At 71.6% G+C, this 21,879-nt stretch carries 24 protein-coding genes; 7 read left to right on the forward strand and 17 right to left on the reverse strand.

Annotation, left to right across the window (positions count from 1 at the left end; translation table 11 throughout):
- Positions 1–2 precede the first annotated feature (2 nt).
- Together arfA and VPH61_RS07130 are read left to right on the forward strand one after the other, a co-directional pair.
- Positions 3–1,514 (forward strand): arabinosylfuranosidase ArfA, encoded by a 1,512-nt coding sequence (gene arfA, locus VPH61_RS07125; protein WP_332062807.1) that lies wholly within the window; start codon positions 3–5, stop codon positions 1,512–1,514.
- A gap of 109 nt (positions 1,515–1,623) precedes the next feature.
- On the forward strand, positions 1,624–2,895 hold the full coding sequence (locus VPH61_RS07130; RefSeq protein WP_332062808.1) for a D-arabinono-1,4-lactone oxidase: 1,272 nt from the start codon (positions 1,624–1,626) through the stop codon (positions 2,893–2,895).
- A 72-nt stretch (positions 2,896–2,967) separates the two neighbouring features.
- Here the strand turns inward: VPH61_RS07130 and VPH61_RS07135 are convergent, their stop codons facing one another.
- The 10 genes from VPH61_RS07135 to VPH61_RS07180 all read right to left on the reverse strand — a co-directional run bounded on the left by VPH61_RS07135 (position 2,968) and on the right by VPH61_RS07180 (position 10,344).
- On the reverse strand, positions 2,968–3,597 hold the full coding sequence (locus tag VPH61_RS07135) for a response regulator transcription factor (protein ID WP_332062809.1): 630 nt from the start codon (positions 3,595–3,597) through the stop codon (positions 2,968–2,970).
- Positions 3,590–4,834 (reverse strand): sensor histidine kinase, encoded by a 1,245-nt coding sequence (locus VPH61_RS07140; RefSeq protein WP_332062810.1) that lies wholly within the window; start codon positions 4,832–4,834, stop codon positions 3,590–3,592. Before VPH61_RS07140 ends, VPH61_RS07135 begins: the two co-directional genes overlap by 8 nt.
- A 5-nt stretch (positions 4,835–4,839) precedes the next feature.
- Positions 4,840–5,544 carry an ABC transporter permease gene (locus tag VPH61_RS07145; protein WP_332062811.1) on the reverse strand — a complete coding sequence of 235 codons (705 nt, stop codon included), beginning with the start codon at positions 5,542–5,544 and terminating at the stop codon, positions 4,840–4,842.
- A 50-nt stretch (positions 5,545–5,594) separates the two neighbouring features.
- Positions 5,595–6,521 carry an ABC transporter ATP-binding protein gene (locus VPH61_RS07150; RefSeq protein WP_332062812.1) on the reverse strand — a complete coding sequence of 309 codons (927 nt, stop codon included), beginning with the start codon at positions 6,519–6,521 and terminating at the stop codon, positions 5,595–5,597.
- Between the two features lie 99 nt (positions 6,522–6,620).
- Positions 6,621–7,058 (reverse strand): alternative ribosome rescue aminoacyl-tRNA hydrolase ArfB, encoded by a 438-nt coding sequence (gene arfB, locus VPH61_RS07155; protein WP_332062813.1) that lies wholly within the window; start codon positions 7,056–7,058, stop codon positions 6,621–6,623.
- 64 nt (positions 7,059–7,122) lie between these two features.
- Positions 7,123–7,716: a GNAT family N-acetyltransferase gene (locus tag VPH61_RS07160; RefSeq protein WP_332062814.1), complete on the reverse strand. Its 594-nt coding sequence runs from the start codon at positions 7,714–7,716 to the stop codon at positions 7,123–7,125.
- Between the two features lie 82 nt (positions 7,717–7,798).
- Entirely contained in the window at positions 7,799–8,302 is a 504-nt protein-coding gene (locus VPH61_RS07165; RefSeq protein ID WP_332062815.1) for a MogA/MoaB family molybdenum cofactor biosynthesis protein, read from the reverse strand.
- A complete protein-coding gene (gene moaC / locus VPH61_RS07170) occupies positions 8,299–8,775 on the reverse strand; it encodes a cyclic pyranopterin monophosphate synthase MoaC (RefSeq protein ID WP_332062816.1) in 477 nt (158 codons plus the stop codon). The genes VPH61_RS07165 and moaC overlap by 4 nt, the downstream gene beginning before the upstream one ends.
- Positions 8,768–10,081 (reverse strand): molybdopterin molybdotransferase MoeA, encoded by a 1,314-nt coding sequence (locus VPH61_RS07175; RefSeq protein WP_332062817.1) that lies wholly within the window; start codon positions 10,079–10,081, stop codon positions 8,768–8,770. Before VPH61_RS07175 ends, moaC begins: the two co-directional genes overlap by 8 nt.
- A gap of 14 nt (positions 10,082–10,095) precedes the next feature.
- Positions 10,096–10,344: a MoaD/ThiS family protein gene (locus VPH61_RS07180; protein WP_332062818.1), complete on the reverse strand. Its 249-nt coding sequence runs from the start codon at positions 10,342–10,344 to the stop codon at positions 10,096–10,098.
- A gap of 70 nt (positions 10,345–10,414) precedes the next feature.
- Here VPH61_RS07180 and VPH61_RS07185 point away from each other — a divergent pair, with 70 nt between their 5' ends.
- Entirely contained in the window at positions 10,415–11,575 is a 1,161-nt protein-coding gene (locus VPH61_RS07185) for a ThiF family adenylyltransferase (RefSeq protein ID WP_332062819.1), read from the forward strand.
- A gap of 82 nt (positions 11,576–11,657) precedes the next feature.
- On the forward strand, positions 11,658–12,071 hold the full coding sequence (locus tag VPH61_RS07190) for a molybdenum cofactor biosynthesis protein MoaE (RefSeq protein ID WP_056010363.1): 414 nt from the start codon (positions 11,658–11,660) through the stop codon (positions 12,069–12,071).
- Positions 12,072–12,123: 52 nt separating this feature from the next.
- Here the strand turns inward: VPH61_RS07190 and moaA are convergent, their stop codons facing one another.
- From moaA to VPH61_RS07215, 5 genes are all read right to left on the reverse strand, one after another.
- Positions 12,124–13,251: a GTP 3',8-cyclase MoaA gene (gene moaA, locus VPH61_RS07195; RefSeq protein ID WP_332062820.1), complete on the reverse strand. Its 1,128-nt coding sequence runs from the start codon at positions 13,249–13,251 to the stop codon at positions 12,124–12,126.
- Positions 13,252–13,290: 39 nt separating this feature from the next.
- Positions 13,291–14,430 carry a sulfate/molybdate ABC transporter ATP-binding protein gene (locus VPH61_RS07200; protein WP_332062821.1) on the reverse strand — a complete coding sequence of 380 codons (1,140 nt, stop codon included), beginning with the start codon at positions 14,428–14,430 and terminating at the stop codon, positions 13,291–13,293.
- Positions 14,427–15,206 (reverse strand): ABC transporter permease, encoded by a 780-nt coding sequence (locus VPH61_RS07205; RefSeq protein ID WP_332063002.1) that lies wholly within the window; start codon positions 15,204–15,206, stop codon positions 14,427–14,429. Before VPH61_RS07205 ends, VPH61_RS07200 begins: the two co-directional genes overlap by 4 nt.
- A 62-nt stretch (positions 15,207–15,268) precedes the next feature.
- Complete coding sequence (gene modA, locus VPH61_RS07210; RefSeq protein ID WP_332062822.1) at positions 15,269–16,099, reverse strand: molybdate ABC transporter substrate-binding protein; 831 nt, start codon at positions 16,097–16,099, stop codon at positions 15,269–15,271.
- Positions 16,096–16,500 carry a TOBE domain-containing protein gene (locus VPH61_RS07215; RefSeq protein WP_332062823.1) on the reverse strand — a complete coding sequence of 135 codons (405 nt, stop codon included), beginning with the start codon at positions 16,498–16,500 and terminating at the stop codon, positions 16,096–16,098. Before VPH61_RS07215 ends, modA begins: the two co-directional genes overlap by 4 nt.
- Positions 16,501–16,731: 231 nt before the next feature.
- Between VPH61_RS07215 and VPH61_RS07220 the strand changes: the two genes are divergently transcribed.
- The 3 genes from VPH61_RS07220 (at position 16,732) to VPH61_RS07230 (ending at position 20,248) form a co-directional block, all read left to right on the forward strand.
- On the forward strand, positions 16,732–17,295 hold the full coding sequence (locus VPH61_RS07220; RefSeq protein WP_332062824.1) for a nucleoside deaminase: 564 nt from the start codon (positions 16,732–16,734) through the stop codon (positions 17,293–17,295).
- 14 nt (positions 17,296–17,309) lie between these two features.
- Positions 17,310–18,848 carry an NCS2 family permease gene (locus VPH61_RS07225; RefSeq protein WP_332062825.1) on the forward strand — a complete coding sequence of 513 codons (1,539 nt, stop codon included), beginning with the start codon at positions 17,310–17,312 and terminating at the stop codon, positions 18,846–18,848.
- Positions 18,849–19,012: 164 nt separating this feature from the next.
- Complete coding sequence (locus VPH61_RS07230; RefSeq protein WP_332062826.1) at positions 19,013–20,248, forward strand: MFS transporter; 1,236 nt, start codon at positions 19,013–19,015, stop codon at positions 20,246–20,248.
- Positions 20,249–20,262: 14 nt separating this feature from the next.
- Here the strand turns inward: VPH61_RS07230 and VPH61_RS07235 are convergent, their stop codons facing one another.
- Together VPH61_RS07235 and xdhC are read right to left on the reverse strand one after the other, a co-directional pair.
- Positions 20,263–21,021 (reverse strand): SDR family oxidoreductase, encoded by a 759-nt coding sequence (locus VPH61_RS07235; protein ID WP_442879070.1) that lies wholly within the window; start codon positions 21,019–21,021, stop codon positions 20,263–20,265.
- The gene (gene xdhC / locus VPH61_RS07240) at positions 21,015–21,866 is read right to left on the reverse strand and encodes a xanthine dehydrogenase accessory protein XdhC (RefSeq protein WP_332062828.1); all 852 of its coding nucleotides are present in this window, start codon (positions 21,864–21,866) and stop codon (positions 21,015–21,017) included. The genes VPH61_RS07235 and xdhC overlap by 7 nt, the downstream gene beginning before the upstream one ends.
- Positions 21,867–21,879 lie beyond the last annotated feature (13 nt).

The raw sequence follows: 21,879 nt of genomic DNA on the forward strand, positions 1-21,879 counted from the left end.
CATTGTCTGCACACCTCACCATCGACCCGCACTTCACCGTCGGGGCCATCGACCGTCGCGTCTTCGGCGGCTTCGTCGAGCACCTCGGCCGTCACGTGTACGACGGCATCTACGAGCCGGGGCACGAGGCCGCCGACGCAGAGGGATTCCGCCAAGACGTCATCGAGCTCGTGAAGGAACTCGGCGTCTCGACGATCCGCTATCCCGGCGGCAACTTCGTGTCGGGCTTCCGGTGGGAGGACTCGGTCGGCCCGAAGGAGGAGCGGCCGCGCCGGCTCGACCTCGCGTGGCACTCGACCGAGACCAACGAGATCGGCCTGCACGAGTTCTCGTCGTGGCTCGAGAAGGTCGGCAGCGACCTCATGCTCGCGGTCAACCTCGGCACGCGCGGCACCCTCGAGGCCCTCGACCTGCTCGAGTACGCGAACATCGCGGGCGGCACCGCGCTCTCGCAGCGCCGCATCGACAACGGCAAGACCGACGCCTTCGGCGTGAAGATGTGGTGCCTCGGCAACGAGATGGACGGCCCGTGGCAGCTCGGCCACCGTTCGGCCGACGACTACGGCAAGATCGCCTCGCAGACCGCGAAGGCGATGCGCCAGCTCGACCCGTCGATCCAGCTGGTGGCGTGCGGCTCGTCGAGCGCCCACATGCCGACCTTCGGCGAGTGGGAGCGCGTCGTGCTCACGCACACCTACGACGACGTCGACTACATCTCGTGCCATGCGTACTACGAGGAGAAGAACGGCGACCTCGACTCGTTCCTCGCCTCTGCGGTCGACATGGATCGCTTCATCGAGTCGGTCGTCGCCACTGCCGACCACGTGAAGGCCGTCGTCGGCAGCGAGAAGACGATCGACATCTCGTTCGACGAATGGAACGTCTGGTACATCGACCGCTACCACGGCGTCGACAAGATCGAGGGCATCGACAACTGGCCGGTCGCCCCGCGCTTGCTCGAAGACCTCTACTCCGTCGCCGACGCGGTGGTCTTCGGCAACCTGATGATCTCGCTCCTGAAGCACGCCGACCGCGTCACGAGCGCCTCGCTCGCGCAGCTCGTCAACGTCATCGCGCCGATCATGACCGAGCCGGGCGGGCCGGCCTGGCGCCAGACCACGTTCTTCCCCTTCTCGATCACCTCACGCCTCGCGAAGGGCGTCGCGCTCGAGGTCAAGCTCGAGTCGCCCACCCACGAGACCGAGGTCTACGGAGTGGTGCCGCAGGTCGACGCCGTGGCGACGCACGACGTCGAGGCAGGCGAGTCGGCGGTGTTCCTCGTGAACCGCAGCCGCACCGAGGCGATGACCGTGACGATCGACGTGTCGGCACTCGGCGCGGTGCAGCTGCGCAGTGCCGACACCCTCGCCGACGATGACGTGTACGCGAAGAACACGCTCGAGGCGCCCGAGCGCGTCGCCCCCGCGGCGAACACGACGGCGAGCCTCGCCGGCGGAACGCTCACGATCGAGCTGCCGCCGGTCTCCTGGACCGCCGTCGCGCTCGGAGCCTGAGCTGAGGCGCGCCGCTGGCCGTCCACGCCGGCGGCGCGCCCGGGCCGGAGCGCGCGCACGGGCGGTCGCCGTGCAGGGGATACGCTCGCACCCTGACGAGAGGAACCGCGTGACCGCGACATCCGCAGGCACCAACTGGGCCGGCAACCTGAGCTACCGCGCGTCGCGCGTGGTGCGACCGGCCTCGATCGACGAGCTTCGGGAGGTGCTCGCGGGTGATGGGCCGTTCCGCGTGCTGGGCTCGCGGCACAGCTTCAACGACATCGCCGACACCGAGGGCACACTCATCGAGACGGCCGGGCTGCCGGTCGTGATCGACGCCTCGAGCGCACCGGGCTACGTGCGCATCGCCGGCAGCCCGCGCTACGGCGAGCTGGCCTCGGCGCTGCACGAGCGCGGCCTCGCGCTCGGCAACCTCGCCTCCCTGCCGCACATCTCCGTAGCTGGGGCGGTCGCGACCGGCACGCACGGCTCGGGCGACCGCATCGGCTCCCTCGCGAGCGCCGTGCGTGGCATCGCCTTCATCACGGCGACGGGGGAGTCGCGCACGCTCTCGCGCGGCGACGCCGACTTCGCCGGCGCCGTCGTGAACCTCGGCGCCCTCGGCGTCGTCACCGGGCTCGAGCTCGATGTCGAGCCGACGTACGACGTCGCGCAGACCGTCTACGAGCGTCCGTCGTGGGACGCCGTGCTCGCCGAGTACGACGCCGTCACCGCGCTCGGCTCGAGCGTCAGCATCTTCACGACGTGGGCGAGCAGCGAGCGCGCCGATCAGCTGTGGGTCAAGCGGCGGCTGCCGGTCGAGACGGATGCCGCGGCATCCGCTGCCCTCATCGCGAGGCTCGGCGCGACCGAGGCCACCATCGCCCGGCACCCGCTGCCCGGCATGGCCGCCGACGCCTGCACGGCGCAGCTCGGCGAGCCCGGTCCCTGGCACGAGCGGCTGCCGCACTTCCGGCTCGACTTCACGCCATCGGCCGGCGAAGAGCTGCAGTCGGAGTACCTCGTGCCGCGCACCGACGCCGTCGCCGCCCTCGAGGCGATGCGCGGGCTCGCCCCGCAGATCGCCCCGCTGCTGCAGGTGTGCGAGGCGCGATCGGTGCTCGCCGACGAGCTGTGGCTGAGCCCGGCGTACGGCACCGACGTCGTCGGCATCCACTTCACGTGGAAGCGCGAGCAGGCGGCCGTCGAGGCGCTGCTGCCGTCGATCGAGGCGGCGCTGCCCGAGACGGCACGGCCGCACTGGGGCAAGGTCTTCACCCTCGACGCCGACGAGGTGCGGCAGCGCTACCCGCGCTGGGCGGACTTCGCGGCGCTTCGCGAGCGGTTCGATCCCGAGGGGCGATTCCGGAACGCGTACACGGCGCGGCTCGGGCTCTGACGCGCCGGGGCGCCGACGGCGCCAGACCCGTCGCGCCGGATCCGTCGCGCTCGCAGGCATACCGTGTGCGCGTCAGCTGAGCAGGCCGCGCTGGAATCCGATCGCGACGGCGGCGGCTCGATCATTGACGCCGAGCTTCGCGTAGACGTGCAGCACGTGGCTCTTCACCGTCGCCTCGCTGATGAACAGGCGACGCGCGACCTCGCGGTTGGTCGTGCCGGCGGCGATCAGCCTCAGCACCTCGAGTTCGCGTTCGCTCAGCGGCGATTCGGGCGCCCGCATGCGACCCATCAGCCGACTCGCGACCGACGGCGACAGCACGGCCTCACCGCGAGCCGCGGACTGCACGGCGCGCAGGAGTTCGTCGCTCGGAGCATCCTTCAGCAGGTACCCGGTGGCGCCCGCCTCGATCGCTGGCAGCACGTCGCTGTCGGTGTCGTAGGTGGTGAGCACGAGCACGCGCGCCGCGAGGCCCAGCTCGCCGAGCCGACGGATGGCGCTCACGCCGTCCATGCGGGGCATGCGCAGGTCCATCAGGATCACATCGGGCTCGAGCGTGCGGGCGAGCTCGACGGCCTGCGAGCCATCGGCCGCCTCGGCGAGCACCTCGAACCGGGGGTCTCCCGCGAACGTGCCGCGAAGTCCGTCGCGCACGATCGGATGGTCGTCGGCGATCAGGAGCCGGATGGGATCTTCAGGCATCGCTGCCCTCCTCGGTTCGTGGCAGAAGGCTCTCGCTCGCCGGGATCGTGGCCGAGATCGCGGTGCCGTTGCCGGGCTCTGACTCGATCTCGACGGAGCCCGCGAGGCGACTCGCCCGCTGGCTCATCGACGTCAGGCCGTAACCACCACCCGCCCCCGCGTGCGACGGCTCGAAGCCGATGCCGTCGTCGCGGACGTCGAGCGTGATCCGGTCGTCCATGTACGAGAGGGTGAGCCCGACGCGGCTCGCGCCGGCGTGCTTGGCGACGTTCGCCAGTGCCTCCTGAGCGATCCGAAGCAGCGTGACCTCGACCTCGGGGTGCAGGGTGCGGGCGGTACCGGTCGTCGAGACCTCGACCCGCACGGCGTTCAGATCGGCCCAATCGGCGGCCACAGCGGCGATGGCCTCGGGCAGCTGTGCGGACTCGAGCTGCCCAGGAGTGATGGCGGAGACCGATCGGCGAGCTTCGTCGAGACTCTCCCTGGCGAGTCGCGTGGCGTTGTCGACGTGACCGCGCCAAGCCTCGGTCGCACCCGACTCGTCCGCCCTGACGGCGGCTTGCAGCTGCGTGACGATACCGGCGAGCCCCTGGGCGAGGGTGTCGTGGATCTCCCGCGCCATCCGTTGCCGTTCGTCGAGGATGCCCGCCTCGCGGGCCTGCACCAGGAGCTGGGCGTGCAGCCCGGCATTCTCCTGGATCGTCTCCTCCAGGCGCGCCACCATCTTCTTGCGCTCGGAGCTGCGCTCGCTCGTGACATCGCCCAGGAAGCTGAACACGCCCACGAGCGCCACGATCGCGGCGATGAAGAACAGGTAGGTCAGGATCGCCGCCGGGTTCGGCTCCGGCGGTCCGCCCATGTACGCGGTGATGCTGATCGCCGCCGTGGCGGTGACCCCGACGAACCGCCAGTTGCCGCGCAGGTACTGCCAGGAGTGCAGGTAGCCCGTGAAGGCGAAGAAGCTCGCGAACCAGGTGTCCTGGATGCAGAGCAGCGCGATCAGAACGACGAGTCCGATGATGTACGCGGGCCCCGGGGCTCGGCGCACGCTCATCACCCACATCCATGCGGCTGCAGCGGCGGCGAGACCGAGCGCGGTGAACCGGTCGGCCCAGTCCTGCGGCCCGGTGAGCACCGCAAGGGTCGTCGACACCACGAGCAGCAGGTACGGCACCGCGGCGATGAGCCGGTCGAGCTGCCGTTCGTGCCGGTCGAGCTGCTCGGGCGTCGCTGCCATCGTGATCACTCCCAGCGGAAGAACTTCGCCGCCGCGAAGCTGACGACGACCGCGTACACGGCCATGACGGCCAGCAGCAGGGGGTCGGGAGCGCCACCGTTCCAGATGTCCTCGAGAGACTGACGGAACGCGCCCAGCGGGATGAACTCCCCGATCCTCACCACGATAGCGGGCATCTGCGAGGCGGGCTGCATGAGCCCGGCGAGGAAGGCCATCGGGAAGTAGAGCAGCACCCCGATGCCGTTCGCTGCGCGGCCGCTCGGCGCGAGCGCGGCGATCAGCAGCCCGATCGCGAAGACGGATGCCGTGCCCAGCAGGAACACGACGCCGAAGCCCAGCACGCTTGCGGGAAGCTGCACGCCCAGCACGGTTCCCGCGACGGCGAGCAGCACCCCGCAACTGACGAGGGTCAGGGCGAACTGCAGCAGCAGTTGCACGATCAGGAGGCTCCCCGGGCGCACCGGTGTCGTGGCGAGCCGGCGCAGGATGCCCTTCTCCCGATAGCTCGCGAGTGCGGTCGGCATGAGGTACAGGCCGACCAGGCCGATGGAGATCGCCAGTGTCATCGGCAGCAGCACGGTGTCGCCCGGCTCGATCCCGCTGCCGAAGACGATGAGGATGAAGACGGGGATGAGGAAGCTGAACATCGAACCGGGGTCGCGCACGAGCAGCTTCGTCTCGACGACGGTGAGTTTGGCGGTGGCAGTCATTGGAAGTCTCCTGGTGTCGGAAGTCTGATTGGGGCCGGACGAGGGGAGCGTCACAGCCCGAGCGGGCGGCCGGTGAGCGCGGTGAACGCGTCGTCGAGCGTGCGCTTGTCGATGCGCAGCTCGGAGACCACCGCCTGGTTCCTCGCCAGCACCCCGGTGACGGCGGTGGCGAAGTCGCCGGTGCCCGCGACCGTCACGTGCCCGCCGTCGCGCCGCACGGCGGAGACGCCGGGAACGGCTCGGATCAGTTCGGTCAGGGCTTCCGGATCGACCTCACCGCCGGTCGCGACGGTGAACCGCATCTTGTGCTCGGCGCCGACGCCGTCGATGAGGCCGGCCGGCGAGTCGATCGCGGCGATGGTGCCGTTGCTGAAGACCGCGACTCGATCGCAGAGTTCCTCGACCTCGTCCATGAAGTGGCTGACCAGCACGACGGTCACGCCGGTGTCGCGGATCTGCTTGATCAGCTCCCACGTCGCGCGGCGGGCGTGCGGGTCGAGCCCGGTGGTCAGCTCGTCGAGGAACGCCACACGCGGGTTGCCCACGAGCGCCAGGGCGATGATGAGACGCTGTTTCTGACCGCCAGAGAGCTTGGCGAAGCGCTCGTCGCGCTGTTCGACGAGGCCCCACTCGGCGAGGAGCTCCCGCCAATCGCGAGGATTCGCGTAGAACGACGCGTAGAGGTCGAGGGCCTCCCAGACCTTCAGGTTGTCGGGCAGTGCGGTGTGCTGGAGCTGCACGCCGACGAGTTCGCGCAGTGCGCGTCCGTCGGCGATCGGGTCCATGCCGAGCACGCGAACGGTGCCGCCGTCGGCACGGCGCAGGCCCTCGATGATCTCGACGGTCGTGGTCTTGCCGGTGCCGTTGGGGCCGAGGATGCCGAAGATCTCACCCTCCTCGACCGAGAACGAGATGCGGTCGAGCACGGTGCGACCGGCGTAGCTCTTGCTGAGCTCGGAGACTTCGATGATTGCCATGACTCGAGTCTCGCGAGACGCCGGCCCCGCACCATCGCCTATCCGATCACCGCCGGTGCCGGCCCGGCTGAACCACGAATCAACCGATCGGTTGATGCATCAGTCCTGAGGCGGGCGACGCAGCCGCTTGACGTCGGTGCGACGCTTCTTCGCCGCGAGCCGCCGCTGCTTGGCGCCGCGACTCGGGGTCGTCGCCCGTCGCGTCGGCGACGGCGGCCGCAGCGCCTCGACCACGACGGCGGCGAGCCGGGCGCGCGCGGCATCCCGATTGCGCAGTTGGGCGCGGTGCTCGGATGCCGCGATGGTCAGCACTCCGTCGACCAGGCGACCGCTGAGCCGCTCGAGGAGCCGCTCCCGCTGGAGAGGGGAGAGCACGGCGGAACCGGCGACATCCCACGCGAGTTCGACTCTCGAGTCGGCGGTGTTCACGCCCTGCCCGCCGGGGCCCGATGATCGCGAGAACCGCCACGACAACTCCGATTCGGGGATTGTGAGCGCCGAGCCGACCTGAAGTCCGGGGCGGTGGGAGGCGGGCATGGATCCATCATCCTCTGCGCCCGAGACATCCGCTGCGCTTGAGAGGCGCCGGAACGCGCCGGCGTCAGCCGCCCGCCGGTTGCACCGTCTTGCGCATGACGGTCTTGCTCTTGCCGATGTGACGCTCGAACGTGAAACCCGCCTGCTCGAACATCGCGCGCGTGCCGTTATGGAGGAACGACGACGACGTCTTCTTGCCCGGAACGAGTTCGTTGGGGAAGGAGACGACCTCGCCGCCGCCGGCCTGCGCGATCAGCTCGAGCGCGCCGTCGAGCGCCTCCCGAGCCACTCCCGAACGCCGGTGGTCGCGGTCGACGAAGAAGCACGTGATGCGCCACGGCGCCGGCTCGGTCTCGCCCGCGTCGTACTGCTTGCGGTGGTAGATGTTCGGCAGTTCGACCGGGCTGCCGTATTCGCACCACGCGATCGCGTCGTCGCCGTCGAAGACGAGTGCGGCGTGCGCGACGCCCTCCGCCACGAGGCGTTGCTTGAACGTCGGCCGGTCGTGCTCCTCTTTGACGGTGAGCTCGGTGTCGTCGTGGAAGTACGAGCAGTAGCACCCGCCCCACACCCCGTTGTGCTTCTGCGCGAGCGCGAGCCACGCCGGAAAGGTCTCGGGCGTGAGCGGCTTGATGAGGTGCGTCGTGACGCGATCCATGCGGTCATCCTGCCAGCATCGCCGAGTGATGTCACGGGCCTCGTCGGGCCGGAGAGGTGACGTCGGCCGCCGGGACGAGGAGTCAGCCCGTGGGCGGGTGGTCGCCCCCGGCGAGCTGGTCGAGCACGTGCTCGAGCACGTCGCCGAGCACCGCGAGCCCGTCGCGCACGCCGCCGGTGGAACCCGGCAGGTTCACGATGAACGTCGATCCGGCGACGCCCGCCACGCCGCGCGAGAGCAACGCGGTAGGGGTGGCCTCGGTGCCGCGACGCCGCAGCTCCTCCATGAAGCCGGGCAGCTCTCGATCGAGCAGCGGCGCGGTCGCCTCGGGAGTGCCGTCGCTCGGTGAGACCCCGGTGCCTCCGGTCGTGATGATGACCGACGGGTGGCCGGCGAGCGCCCCCCGCAGGGCGTCGGCCACGGGCACGCCGTCGGCGACGACCACGGGGCCGATGACGTCGAACCCGCGCTCGGCCAGCCATGCCGTGATCGCCGGGCCCGTGCGGTCGTCGGCGACGCCTGCCGCGGCACGCGTCGACGCGACGATGACGACGGCGGTGCGCGGCATCCGCTCGGTCGACGTCATTCGCGCGACCAGTCGCCGCTCTTGCCGCCCTGCTTGGCGAGCACCATCACCTCGCGGATGACCGCGCGATTGTCGACGGCCTTGATCATGTCGTAGAGGGTGAGCGCCGAGACCGTCGCCGCGGTGAGCGCCTCCATCTCGACGCCGGTGACGCCCTTGGTGGTGACCGTCGCGACGATGCGCACCCGGTCGCCCTCTGGCGTGATGTCGACGTCGAGCTTCGTGAGGGGCAGCGGGTGGCAGAGGGGAATCAGCATCGAGGTCTGCTTGGCCGCCATGATGCCGGCGATGCGGGCGGTGCCGATCGCCTCGCCCTTCGGCAGGCTCCCGTCGCTGATCGCGGCGACGACGTCGGCTCGCGTCACGAGCACCGCCTGCGCGCTCGCGGTGCGCCGGGTCACGGCCTTGTCGGTCACGTCGACCATGTGCGCGGAGCCGTCGCCGCGCAGGTGGGTGAGCTTCGGGTCAGTCATCGATTCTCCAGACGTCGACGTGGGCGCCGGCCGGCAGGCCGTCCACTCCCACGGGCAGGTGTACGAGCACGGTCGCGTTCGCGTAGGCGTGCAGCAGGTGGGAGCTCGGCGCGCCGACCTCGACGTCGCCGTTGCCGTCGAGCACGCCGCGTCGCACCTGGTGACGATCGATCGGCGAGGTGACGGAGTGCGCGAGGCGCAGCGTTGCGCGCGACCGGTCGGGGGCGAGCCCGGCGAGCCTCCGCAGCACCGGTCGCAGGAACAACTCGAACGAGACGAGCGCGCTCACCGGGTTGCCCGGGAACGACACGACGGGAACCTCGACGGGCGCGCTGCCGTCGCCCGGTTCGACGGCCGCGGTGCCGAGCCCCTGCGGCCCGCCCGGCTGGATCGCGACCTTGACGAACTCGACGCCGAGGGGCGCGAGCGCGTCGCGCACGACCTCGAACGCACCGGCGCTGACACCGCCGGTGGTCACCACGAGATCGACGGGCCGCGCGGCGCTCTGCTCGGTCGCTCGAGGGTGAACGGATGCCGCGAGCGCGGCATGCACGGACGCGGCGTCGTCGGGTGCGAGGGCCTCGACCACCTCGACGCCGCAGGCGCGCAGCGCCGCACCGATCATCGCCGTGTTCGCGTCGTGCAGCTGGCCGGGGCGCAGCGGTTGCCCGAGCGGCCGCAGCTCGTGGCCGGTCGAGAGCAGGAGCACGCGCAGCGGTCGGCGCACGAGCACCTCCGTGACGCCGGCGGCGGCGAGCGCGCCGAGCTGCGCCGGGCCGAGCCGGGTGCCAGCGGCGAGCAGCAGTTCGCCCGCGGCCACGTCGCTGCCGGCACGGCGGATGAACGTGCCCGGCTCGACGGGCGAGGTGAAGCTCACGGTCGAGCCGGCGGGGGAGTCGTGCCGGCCGGCCCCGAGGCCGAGGAATGCGGGCGGGTCGGCGACCTCGATCGGCACGACGGCGTCGGCGCCGACGGGAATGCCGGCGCCCGTCATCACGGGTGAGGCGGTGCCGGGGTCGAGCTCGAAGGGCGGGTCGCCGGCCGCGCTCGTGCGGCCGACGGCGAGGCGCACCGGGGATCCGGGCCGGGCGGTCGCGAGCTCGGCCGAGCGCACGGCGTAGCCGTCCATCTGCGAGTTGTCGAAGCCCGGCAGTTGCACGGGGGCGTGCAGACCATCGGCGAGCACCCGCCCGTCGGCGCCGCCCGACGCGAGTTCGACGCGCTCCGAATCACCCGCACCGAGTCGGCCGACGAGCGGATCGAGGAGTGCGTGCACGGCACGTTGGTGTTCGGCGAAGGTGCGCATCCGGCCTCGGTCGCTCAGCCGCCCGCGAACGGCGGAAGGATGTCGACGGCCGCGCCGAGCGGCGTCGCCGGGTCTCGCTGCACGGTGCCGTCGACGAGGAAGGAACCGCTCGCCAGCACGCGCTGCATGTCGGCGCCGTATCGCGTGGCGAGCTCGTCGCGGAGCACGCCGACGGTGGCGCCGCTCGGGAGGTCGAGGCGCTCCTCTTCGACGCCTGCCGCTTCGGCGGCCGCAGCGAAGTACCGCACCATCACCATCGTCATGTGCTCGATGCTACCCGAGCGCGGAACCGCGAATCCGTCACACGGAAACCGCGCGCGTAGACTTGCCGGCATGACCGAGCCGCTCGTCGAACCGGGGCCTGCGCTGGCTCCCGAGCGACTCGCGCGCTTCAGTCGCCAGCTCATGCTGCCGGGCTTCGGCGAACTCGCCCAGCGGCGGCTGCAGGCGGCGCGCGTGCTCGTCGTCGGTGCGGGCGGGCTCGGCAGCGCCGTCGTTCCCGCGCTCGCCGGATCGGGCGTCGGCACCATCGGCGTCGCCGACTTCGACACGGTCGAACTCAGCAACCTGCCGCGGCAGCTCAGCCACGGCGTGGCCGACCTCGGTCGCAGCAAGGTCGACTCGCTCGCCGAGACGGTCGCCGCGAGCGACCCCGAGTGCCGCATCGTGCGCCATCACGAGCGCCTGACCGCGGCGAACCTTCCCGGCATCCTCGACGCCTACGACCTCGTGGTCGACGGCAGCGACAACTTCCCGACCCGCTATCTCACGAACGATGCCGCGCACCTCGCAGGCAAGCCGCTCGTGTGGGGCGCGATCCTGCGCTACCACGGGCAGGTCGGCGTCGCCTGGCGCGGCGAGGGCCCCGGCTACCGCGATCTCTTCCCCGTGCCGCCCGCGCCGGGCGAGGTGCCGTCGTGCGAGCTCGGCGGCGTGCTGCCGAGCCTCTGCCTCGTGATCGGCGCGCTCATGGCGACCGAGGTCGTGAAGCTCGTCACGGGCGTCGGCCGGCCCCTGCTCGGCCGGGTGCTGAGCTACGACGCGCTCACCGCACGCACCCGCGAGATCCCGTACTCGGTCATCGCCGACGCCGACGAGATCACCTCGCTCATCGACTACGAGGTCTTCTGCGGCATCGACACGACCGAGTCGGATGCCGCGGCCGGCGGCTCGCTCGCGGTCGCGCCGATCTCGGCGGCCGAGGTGCTGCAGCGCATTCGTGCCGACCAGCCGCTCCGCCTCGTCGACGTGCGCGAGCCCGCCGAGGCGGCGCTCCGACGCATCGACGGCAGCACCCTGCTGCCGTTGGCCGAACTGCTCGGCGGCGCCGAGCCGCCACCGGGCGACGGCCCGATCATCGTCTACTGCGAGGTCGGCATCAGGTCGCAGCGGGCCGCGCGCGAGCTGCGGCGGCGTGGTCATGCCGAGGTGAGTTCGCTCGACGGGGGCATCGAACGCTTCGCGGGCGTCGCCGCTGATCTCATCACGCGCTGAGCGGCCGGCCTGGCCGACCCGGTTTGCCTTCCCGGCCCGGCCGATATCCGCTCGCGAGGCGGCGCAGGGTTAGGATCGCGGGGTGATCGAACCGTACGCCGTCGTCTCCGACCGACCGCTCGACGAAGCCGCCGTCCGGCGGGCCGTCGAGTCCGATGCCAGCGGCGCCGTGGTCATGTTCTGCGGCGTCGTGCGCGACCACGACGGGGGCCGCGGTGTGCGGTCGCTCGACTACCGGGCACACCCCGAGGCCGAGCGATTCCTCGCCGACTGCGTTCGCCGCATCGCCGAGGAGACGGGGTTCGCGGTCGCGGCGGCGCACCGCGTCGGAGACCTCGCGATCGGCGACGTCGCGCTCTTCGCCGCGGCCGGCGCCGGCCACCGGGCGCAGGCCTTCGACGCGTGCGAACGGCTCGTCGAGCTCATCAAGCAGGAGGTGCCGATCTGGAAGCGCCAGCACTTCGACGACGGCGTCTCGGAGTGGGTCGGCCTCTGACGACGGCCGCTCAGCCGCCGACGACGGCCGCTCAGCCGCCGACGACGGCCGCTCAGCCGCCGATGTAGCTCATCTCGATCTTGCTGCGCTTCGCGCGCAGCTCGGGGGTGAGCGTCGCGCGGATCTCGGAGTAGCGGTCGTCGCGGGCGCCCCAGATCGACGCCATCGCGGCGGCGAGTCCGTCGTCGTCGATGCTGCTGCGCAGCAGCGCCCGGAGATCGTGCCCCTCGCTCGCGAAGAGGCACGTGAACAGCTTGCCCTCGGTCGAGATGCGGGCCCGGTTGCAGGTGCCGCAGAATGCGTTCGTCACGCTCGAGATGACGCCGATCTCGCCGCCGCCGTCGAGGTAACGCCAGCGCGCAGCCGTCTCGCCCGGTGCGGCCGGCGCGATCGGCTCGAGCGGCAGCTCGGCGCCGATGCGCTCGACGATCTCGGCCGATGAGACGACCTCGTCGAGCTGCCAGCCGTTGGAGGTGCCGACATCCATGTATTCGATGAAGCGCAGCGAGAACGGCGAATCGTGGAAGCGCCTGGCCATCGGCAGGATCTCGTGGTCGTTGAGCCCGCGCTTGACGACCATGTTGATCTTGACGGGGCCGAGGCCGGCGGCGTGCGCGGCTTCGATGCCGTCGAGCACTCGGGAGACCGGGAATCGCACGTCGTTCATCGACTGGAACAGCTCGTCGTCGAGCGAGTCGAGTGAGACGGTGACGCGGGTGAGTCCGGCCGCCTTCAGCGCCTCGGCCTTCATGGCGAGGGCCGAACCGTTGGTCGTGAGGGCGATCTCGAGCGGGCGGCCGTCGGGGGTGCGCAGTTCGGCGAGCTGCTCGACGAGGCCTTCGAGGCCGCGCCGCAGCAGCGGTTCGCCGCCGGTCAACCGAAGCTTCTCGACGCCGTGCGCCGCGGCGATGCGCGAGATTCGCGTGATCTCCTCGAAGCTCAGCAGTTCGTCGCGGTCGAGGAACGCGTAGTCGCGACCGAACACCGATTTCGGCATGCAGTACACGCAGCGGAAGTTGCAGCGATCGGTGATCGAGATGCGGAGGTCTCGCATCGGGCGGTCGAGGCGGTCGGCGAGCACGCCCTCGGCGTTGCCGGTCGAGGGCAGCCGGCGCACGCCGATCGTCGTGCCCGGCGTCACGGCGCGGGGCGCCGAGACGGGAACGGCCGTGTTCGACATCGAGTCACCCCCTGTTCGTGGTGCCACCGTAACACCGGCTCAGCCCGAGGCGCGCACCGAGACCTCGGCCGCCGCGACGGTGAACGCGAGCCGGGCGCCGGGCCGCAGCTCGAGGGCGACAGCCGTCGCGCCGGGCAGGTCGACCGCGAATCCGGGGTGTTCGTCGGTCGTCAGCCGCACCCCGCCGGGCGCCGGCTGCAGCAGCGAGACGGTGCCGATCCAGCGATTCGGCACGAGGGCGCCGGATGCCGCGACGCCGGTGTCTGCGAGCGGCGCGACGTGCACCGCGGCGGGGCTGAAGACCGCCGAGGCCGGCGCGCCCACGGCGGGGACTCCGGCGTGCTGCTCGGCGGGAACGAGCAGCAGGCGTGCGCCGTCGGCACCCGTGATTTCGACACCGCCCGAGCCGGTCGCGACGCCCGTCGCGAGGTTCACGCCCGCGAGTGCCGCGACGAACGGCGTGGCCGGGTGTCCGAGCACCTCGGCCACGGGCCCGAGCTGCGCGATGCGGCCGTCGTGCAGAATCGCGGCCCGTTGTGCGAGCACGATGGCGTCGAGCGGGTCGTGCGTCACGAGAATGGTCGGGGTCGCCGTCTCGGCGCAGAGCTCGCCGATGAGTCGCCGCATCGCCGCGGCCGTCGGTACGTCGAGCGCGGCGAAGGGCTCGTCGAGCAGCAGCAGTTCGGGCCGGGCCGCGAGGGTGCGGGCGATCGCCACGCGCTGCTGCTGCCCGCCGGAGAGTTCGGCGGGTCGTCGCCGCGCCAGGTCCGCCGCTCCGACGCGCTCGAGCCAGGTCATCGCGTCGAGCCGCGCGGTCGATGTGCCACGACCCTGTGCGCGAGGGCCGAAGGCGACGTTCTCGATCACGCTGAGGTGGCGGAAGAGCAGCGGTTCCTGGCCGAGCAGCCCGACGCTGCGCTGCGCCACGGGAAGGTCGATCGTGGCAGGTACGCCGGGGGCCCGTCGCGCGAGTTCCCGATCGCCGAGCCGCACGACGCCCTCGGTGGGTGCGATGAGACCCGCGAGCGTCGCGAGCAGCGTCGACTTGCCCGAGCCGTTCGGCCCGAGCACCGCGAGCAGCTCGCCGCGCTCGACGCGCACGGCGACCTCGAGCCGGAAGCCGCCGCGTGCACTCGCGACCTCGGCCACGAGGGCACCGGATGCCTCGCCGCCCGTCATCGCGGTGCATCCTCTCGCCAGCCCCGCATCACGAGGAGCACCGCGATCGCGACGACGACGAGCATGAGCGAGAGGGCGATCGCCGTGTCTTCGCTGACGCCGGCGCCGTTGAACGCCGTGTAGATCGCGAGCGGCATCGTGCGGGTCACCCCGGCGGTGTTGCCCGCGAACAGCGCCGTCGCCCCGAACTCGCCGAGCGCCCGGGCGAAGCAGAGCACGGTTCCGGCGAGCACACCCGGGCCGACGAGGGGCAGGGTGATGCGCCGGAACACGGTGAGCGGGCTCGCGCCGAGCCCCGCGCCGACCGCCTCGAATCGGGTGCCGACGGACCGCAGCGAGCCCTCGACCGTGATCACGAGGAATGGCAGCGCGACGAAGACCTGTGCGATCACGACCGCCGCCGTCGTGAACGGCACCCGCACGCCGAGCAGGGCGAGGCTCTCGCCGAAGAGGCCCGTGCGGCCGAGGAGGGCGAGCAGTGCGATGCCGCCGACGAGGGGCGGCAGCACGAGGGGCAGGGTGACGAGGGCGCGCAGCACCGCGGCCGTGCGGCGGCCCGCCCGGGCGATGACGAGGGCGAGCGGGATGCCGAGGATCAGGCAGCAGGCGGTCGCGATGCCGGCGCTCGCGAGCGACAGCGAGAGCGCCTGGACGGCGGCGGGGGAGGTGACCGCGGCCGGAACGGCGCTCCAGTCGAGCCGCAGGAGCAGTGCCAGGAGCGGCAGCGCGAGCACCGCGATGCCAAGGGCGGCCGGCACGACGAGGAGCGCGGGCACCCGGGCCGCCCGTCGGTCGGCACCCGTCTCGCGCCTCGTCGCCGGGGCGGCCGTCGTGCCGGTCACGGTGCGCCGAAGCCGAAGGACTCGAGCACGGCGGCGCCTTCGAGGGAGAGGACGAACTCGGCGAAGGCCGCGGCCGCTTCGGGGTTCGCCGCCCCGGCGAGCGCGGCGATCGGGTAGCGGTTCAGCGCGGCATCCGCGCCGTCGATCGCGATGCCCTCGACCTCGTCACCGGCGGCGGCGACATCCGTGACGTAGACGAGGCCGGCGTCGGCCTCGCCGGCGTGCACCTTCGTGAGCACCGCCGACACGTTCTGCTCCTCGCTCGCCGGAGTCAGTTCTACGCCGGCGTGCTCGAAGAGCGTGACCGCAGCAGCGCCGCACGGCACCTCGGGCGCGCACACGATGACGAGCGGGGCGTCGCCAGCGTCGCCCGCCAGGTCGTCGAGGCCGCCGATGTCGAGCGGGTTGCCGGGCGCCACGGCGATCTCGAGCACGTTGGTCGCGAAGATCTTGGGCTCGCCCTCGACGAGGCCCTCTGCGGCGACCCGGTCGAGGTTCGCCTCGTCGGCCGATGCGAAGACGTCGGCGCGGGCACCCTCGATGAGCTGGGTCGCGAGCACCGAGGAGCCGTCGTACGTGATCGGCAGCACCTCGAGCGAGGAGTGCCGCTCCTCGAACCGGGCGGCGAGCTCGTCGAACGCGGTGCCGAGGGATGCCGCGGCGAAGACAGTGAGTTCGCCTTCGAGGCCGGATGCCGCGCCGCCGGAGCCCGACCTCGGTGCGGCGTCTGCGCCGGTGTCGGCCGTGCCCGGCGCGCAGCCCGCGAGCGCGGCGGCGAGGGCGACGGTGCCGAGCGCGAGGGCAGCGGCCCGGCGGCGACGGTTCACGAATGCTCCGGTTCGGTCTCGACGACGACCATCGTCGCCTTCACGATCGCGACTCCGCGGGAGCCCACCTCGAGCCGGAGTTCGCGAGCCGCCTCGGACGACATGAGCGAGACGACGCGGTACGGACCGCACTGCAGTTCGACCTGCGCCATCAGGCCGTCGAGCTCGACGCGGGTGACGAGGCCGACGAATCGGTTGCGGGCGCTGCGGCGCACGGGGGATCGGTCGTCGTTCGCCGCCGCGATCGCCTGGGCGCGCGCTGCGAGCTCGTCACCCGGCACGACCTGACGGCCCGCGGCATCCTTCGAGACGCTCAGCAGGCCCTCGCCGACCCACCTGCGCATGGTGTCGTCGCTCACGCCCACGAGTTCTGCGGCTTCGCTGATCCGATAGTGCGTCATGAAGTGCAGGATACTTCCGCATTCGCGGACACGCAAACAGAGTTTCCATGAATCGGAATCACAATTCCGAAAACGTGTGGACGCTTGACCCAGTGGCTGCTACCTTCGAACTCGGCCGACGCAGCAACCCTGCCCATCGCTCGGCCGCCCATGAGTCGGATCAACGGAGATCCACCCGGTACCCCGGGGAAGTCCACCGCGCCGGCGATGAACAAGCAAGGAAGCCCTCTCATGGATTCGCTCGGACTCTCAACCGTCACAGCTACCGACGGCACGCCCGCCAACACCCGGCCTGCCGCCGCACCGCCCACCCGCACTCCCACCCCCGCCGAATACCTGGCCCGCGCCGTCGCCATCGCGACCGAGAACGTGCGCAATGCCGGCGGCCCGTTCGGAGCCATCGTCGTCACCGCCGACGGCCGCGTGTTCGAGGGGGTGAACCGCGTCACCGCGAACCTCGACCCGACCGCCCACGCAGAGGTCTCGGCGATCCGTGCCGCCTGCCAGGGCATCGGCAGCTTCGATCTCTCGGGCGCCACGCTCTACTCGAGCTGCGAGCCGTGCCCCATGTGCCTCGCCTCCTCGCTGTGGGCGCGCATCGACAGCGTGCACTTCGCGGCGACCCGCGACGACGCGGCCGACGCCGGCTTCGACGACGCGGTCTTCTACCGATACTTCGAGGGAGACGCGCCCGACCGGGAGATCATGCCGGTCTCCGACATCGAACTGCCTGCCGCCGTGCGCGTGGCCCCGTTCACCGAGTGGCGCCGCACCGCCACCCGCACCGAGTACTGAGAGCGGAGGCGCACATGTCACAGGACACCAGCACCCGCGGCGCAGGCCACGCGGACGAGAACACCCCGTCGACCGACACCTTCGCGGTCGCCAGCATCCCGAATCCACTGCCCACCGGGGCGACGACGACCGTCGACGCCGAGCCCAAGAACGCCTTCGACCGCTTCTTCGAGATCACGCGTCGCGGTTCCACCGTCGCCCGTGAGATCCGCGGCGGCATCGTCACCTTCGTCACGATGGCCTACATCGTGATCCTGAACCCGCTGATCCTCGGCGGGATGCCCGACGTCGACGGCAACTCGCTCGACCCCGCCCAGGTCGGCGCGGCGACGGGCCTCACCGCCGGCGTCATGACGATCCTGTTCGGACTCTTCGCACGGCTCCCGTTCGCACTCGCGGCCGGGCTCGGCATCAACTCCTTCCTGGCTGTCTCGGTCGTCGGGCAGGTGACCTGGCCCGAGGCGATGGGCCTCGTCGTCATCAACGGCGTCATCATCGTGCTGCTCGGGGCCACCGGCGCCCGAACCGCGATCTTCAAGGCCGTGCCGCAGGCGCTGAAGGCCGCGATCACGGTCGGCATCGGCCTCTTCATCGCCTTCATCGGCTTCGTCGACTCTGGCTTCGTCAACCGCACGCCGGGCGGGCCGCCCGTGCAGCTTGGCGACTCCGGGTCGATCACGTCGGTGCCGACGCTCGTGTTCCTCATCACTCTCGTGCTGATCGGCATCCTCGTGGCGCGGCGCGTGCCCGGCGGCATCCTGATCGGCATCGTCACCGGCACGATCATCGCGATCATCGCGCAGGCCATCCTCGTGCTCGGCCCGAGCTTCGAGGACCCGAACGGCTGGCACATGACGATCCCGCAGCTGCCGACCTCGCTCGTGACGATCCCCGACTTCGGCCTGGTCGGCCAGTTCGACCTGTTCGGCGCCTTCGGTCGCATCGGCATGCTGTCGGCGACGATGCTCGTCTTCACCCTCGTGTTCTCGAACTTCTTCGACGCGATGGGCACGATGACCGGTCTCGCGAAGAACGCCGGTCTCGCGCACAAGGACGGCACCTTCCCGCGTCTGCGTTCGGCGTTCATCGTCGAGGGCGCCGGCGCCATCGCGGGCGGCGCGACCTCGACCTCGTCGAACACGGTCTACGTCGACAGTGCGTCGGGCATCGGCGAGGGCGCCCGCACGGGTCTTGCCGCGGTCGTCGTCGGGGTGCTGTTCCTGATCTCGATGTTCCTGACGCCGCTGACCCTCGTGGTGCCGATCGAGGTCGGTTCGGCCGCCCTCGTCGTCGTCGGCGCGATGATGATGTCGCAGATCAAGGAGATCAAGTTCTCGAACTTCGCGATCGCGCTGCCGGCCTTCCTCACGATCGTGACGATGCCGCTGACCTACTCGATCGCGAATGGCATCGGCGTCGGCTTCATCTCGTGGGCGCTCGTGAACGCCCTGTCGGGCCGGGCCCGCAAGGTGCACTGGCTCATGTGGGTCGTCGCCGCGGGCTTCGCGCTCTACTTCGTGCGCGGACCGATCGAGGCGCTGCTCGCGGGATAGGGTCGCAGACGACGCTCGAAACGACCGTGCCTGCCCCGGTGCGCACCTCTCGGTGCACACCGGGGCAGACGGCTGCGTGCGACGCCGAACCGTCGGCTCGACGCGATCGCACGAGAGATCGCACGAGAGATCGCACGAGGTCGCAAAGAAGAGAGGACGGGCGTATGACGCCATCGGCGACGGATGCCTCGGGCGACGGCCGCGGTCGCGCCCGAGCCGAGCCGGCAGACCGCACCGCCTCGGTGTGGCGGGCGCGGGGAATGCCTGCGCTCCTCGCGATGACCGCCCTCGGCTTCGCGGGCTACGCCGTGCTGCTCCCGGTCGCCCCGCTCTGGGCGGTCTCGGGCGGGGTCGATGCCGCCGGTGCGGGTCTCGTCACCGGCGTCTTCATGTTCTGCACGGTGATCGGCCAGTTGTTCGTTCCCGCCGCCCTGCACCGATTCGGCTGGGGGGCCGTGCTCGTCACCGGCCTGGCGCTGCTGGGGGCGCCGTCGCTCCTGCACCTCCTCTCCGCCGAACTGGTGCCCGTGCTCGCGATCGCCGCCGTGCGCGGTGCCGGGTTCGCGGTGCTCACCGTCGCCGGATCGAGCGCCGTCGCCGAGCTCGTCGAGCCCGCACGCCGGGGCCGGGCGATCGGCGCGTTCGGGCTCGCCATCGCCGGCCCACAACTCGTGCTGCTGCCCCTGGCTCCGTGGGTCGCCGAGACCGTCGGCTACTGGGTGGTCTTCCTCGTCGGCGCCCTCCCGCTGGTCGCGATCATCCCGGCCGTGCGTCTCGCCCGGCACCTGCACGCCTCGCACCACGACCCCGACGAGCCCCGGCACGCGCCCGCGGCCACGCGATTCGCGGAATTGCGGGCACTCGCGGCCCCCGTCGGCATTCTCCTCGGCGTCACCCTCGCGGGCGGCGCGCTGCTCACCTTCGTGCCGCAGTTGCTCGACGGTGCCGCCGCGGTGGCCGCGCTCGTGTTCGTGACGGCGAGCGCCGCGGCCGCTCGCTGGCTGGTGGGCGGCCTCGCCGACCGGGTCGGAACGCATCGGCTGCCCTGGCCGTTCGTGCTGGTGACGGTGGCGGGCCTCGCGCTCGTGGCATGGTCGGTCTCACCCGGGGTGCCGACGGCGCCGCTCCTCCTCACCGGCGCGGCGCTCGTCGGGCTGAGCTACGGCGGGCTGCAGAACCTCACGCTCGGTGAGGCGTTCGCCGTCGTGCCGCGTGATTCGGTCTACGCGAGCACCGTGTGGAACATCGGCTTCGACACGGGCACCGGCATCGGCGCGGTGGTCGTCGGCGCGCTCGCTGCCGGATTCTCGTTCCAGGTCGCGTTCGTCGCGGCCGCGGCGATCGTGCTCATGACGCTGCCGCTCGCGCTGATGCGCCGCCCGGTGCTCGAGCAGCGTTGAGTTCGCGGTGAGGCTCAGCCGCGGCCGATGAAGGGCATACCGGCGGCCGTGGCAGTCAACTGCGGCACGCTCGCCACGGCCGGCAGGCCCGCGAGGTGCACGATGAGCCCGGCGACGACCGCGACGTCCATCGTCGGCTCGGCGTCGGCCGCGCCGATGACATCGTCGAGCAGCTCGGTGCGCGCGTTGCCCACGTCGAGCTGGGTGCAGCTGATGCCGTACGCGCGACCGTCGAGCTCGATCGACTTCGAGAGACCGGCGATCGCGTGCTTCGTGGTCGTGTAGGCGACCGATCGCGGACGCGGCGACTGTGCGGCGATCGACCCGTTGTTGATGATGCGCCCGCCCGAGGGGCGCTGCGCGGCCATCTGGCGGAACGCCGCTCCGGCCGTGAGCACCGCACCGGTCACGTTGACGGCGAGGGTCGTCGCCCAGTCGACGAGCGCCAACTCGCCGATATCGGCAGCGGGTCCCGGCACGCCGGCGTTGTTCACGAGCACGTCGAGTCGACCGAACCGGTCGACGTGGGCGGCGACGAGCACGTCGACCGCCGCCGCATCCGTGACATCGACCGGCACGACGAGGGCATTCGGATGCCTCGCGCCCGAGTCGTCGGCCGCGGCCTCCCCGAGCGGTGTCGGCCGCCGACCGGCCAAGGTCACAGCGAAGCCAGCCGCGAGGAGCGCCCGTGCCGTGGCGCGCCCGATGCCCGTTCCGGCGCCCGTGACGATGACAGAGCGAAGGGGCGCGTCGGCGAGCTGCCGGCTCACGATTCGGTCTTCGGCGGCTGGGTCTCGGCGGCCTGCGACTCCTCGATGAGCTGCAGCATGCGCGCTGCGACGCTCACCGCGATCGTGGCCGGCGCCTTGCCGGCCACCTCGGGCACGCCGATCGGCGTCGTCACCCGCGCGAGGTCGTGCTCGTCGTGCCCGAGCTCGGCGAGCTTCACCTGGAAGCGCGCCCACTTCGAGCGCGAGCCGATGAGGCCGATCGAGCCGAGGTCGTCTCGGCGAAGCGCCAGGTCGGTGACGGCGAGGTCTTCGATGTGGTCGTGGGTCATGATGAGCACGTGCGCGCCCGGGGGGAGCGCTGCGAGGCCCGCCTCGGGCACCGGCTCGTGGTGCACGTGCACCTCGGCGACGGCATCGGCGAGCACGCCCGACTCGCCGGGCGTGCCGAGTCGCTCGGGGGCGAGCATCTCGGCGCGCGAGTCGACGAGGTGCAGGGCGAGCTCCTGGCGGGCGAGGATGCGAGCCAATTCGAGACCGACGTGGCCCACGCCGAAGATGGCGACCGACGGAACGACCCTGACGGGTTCGAGCATGAGCGTGACCTCTCCTCCGCAGCACTGCACGCCGTATTCGGTCGTGGCCTTGTCGCTGAGCTTCAGGGTGAGCAGTTCGGGTTCGGCGAGGCCGGCCGCGAGCAGTTCGCGAGCGCGCGTGATCGCCGTCGCCTCGAGATTGCCGCCCCCGACCGTGCCGAAGACCCGGTCGGGGGCGACGACCATCTTCGCGCCGCCGTTCCGCGGGGCGTGCCCGCGCACGATCGCGAGCGTGACGATGACGGCGGGCTTCCGCTCCTCGCGGAGCCGCTGCAGTGCGTCGAGCCAGTCCATCGGGCGGGCTCGC

Source organism: Agromyces sp. CCNWLW203 (assembly GCF_036576125.1).
In the GTDB taxonomy this organism is placed as follows: domain Bacteria; phylum Actinomycetota; class Actinomycetes; order Actinomycetales; family Microbacteriaceae; genus Agromyces.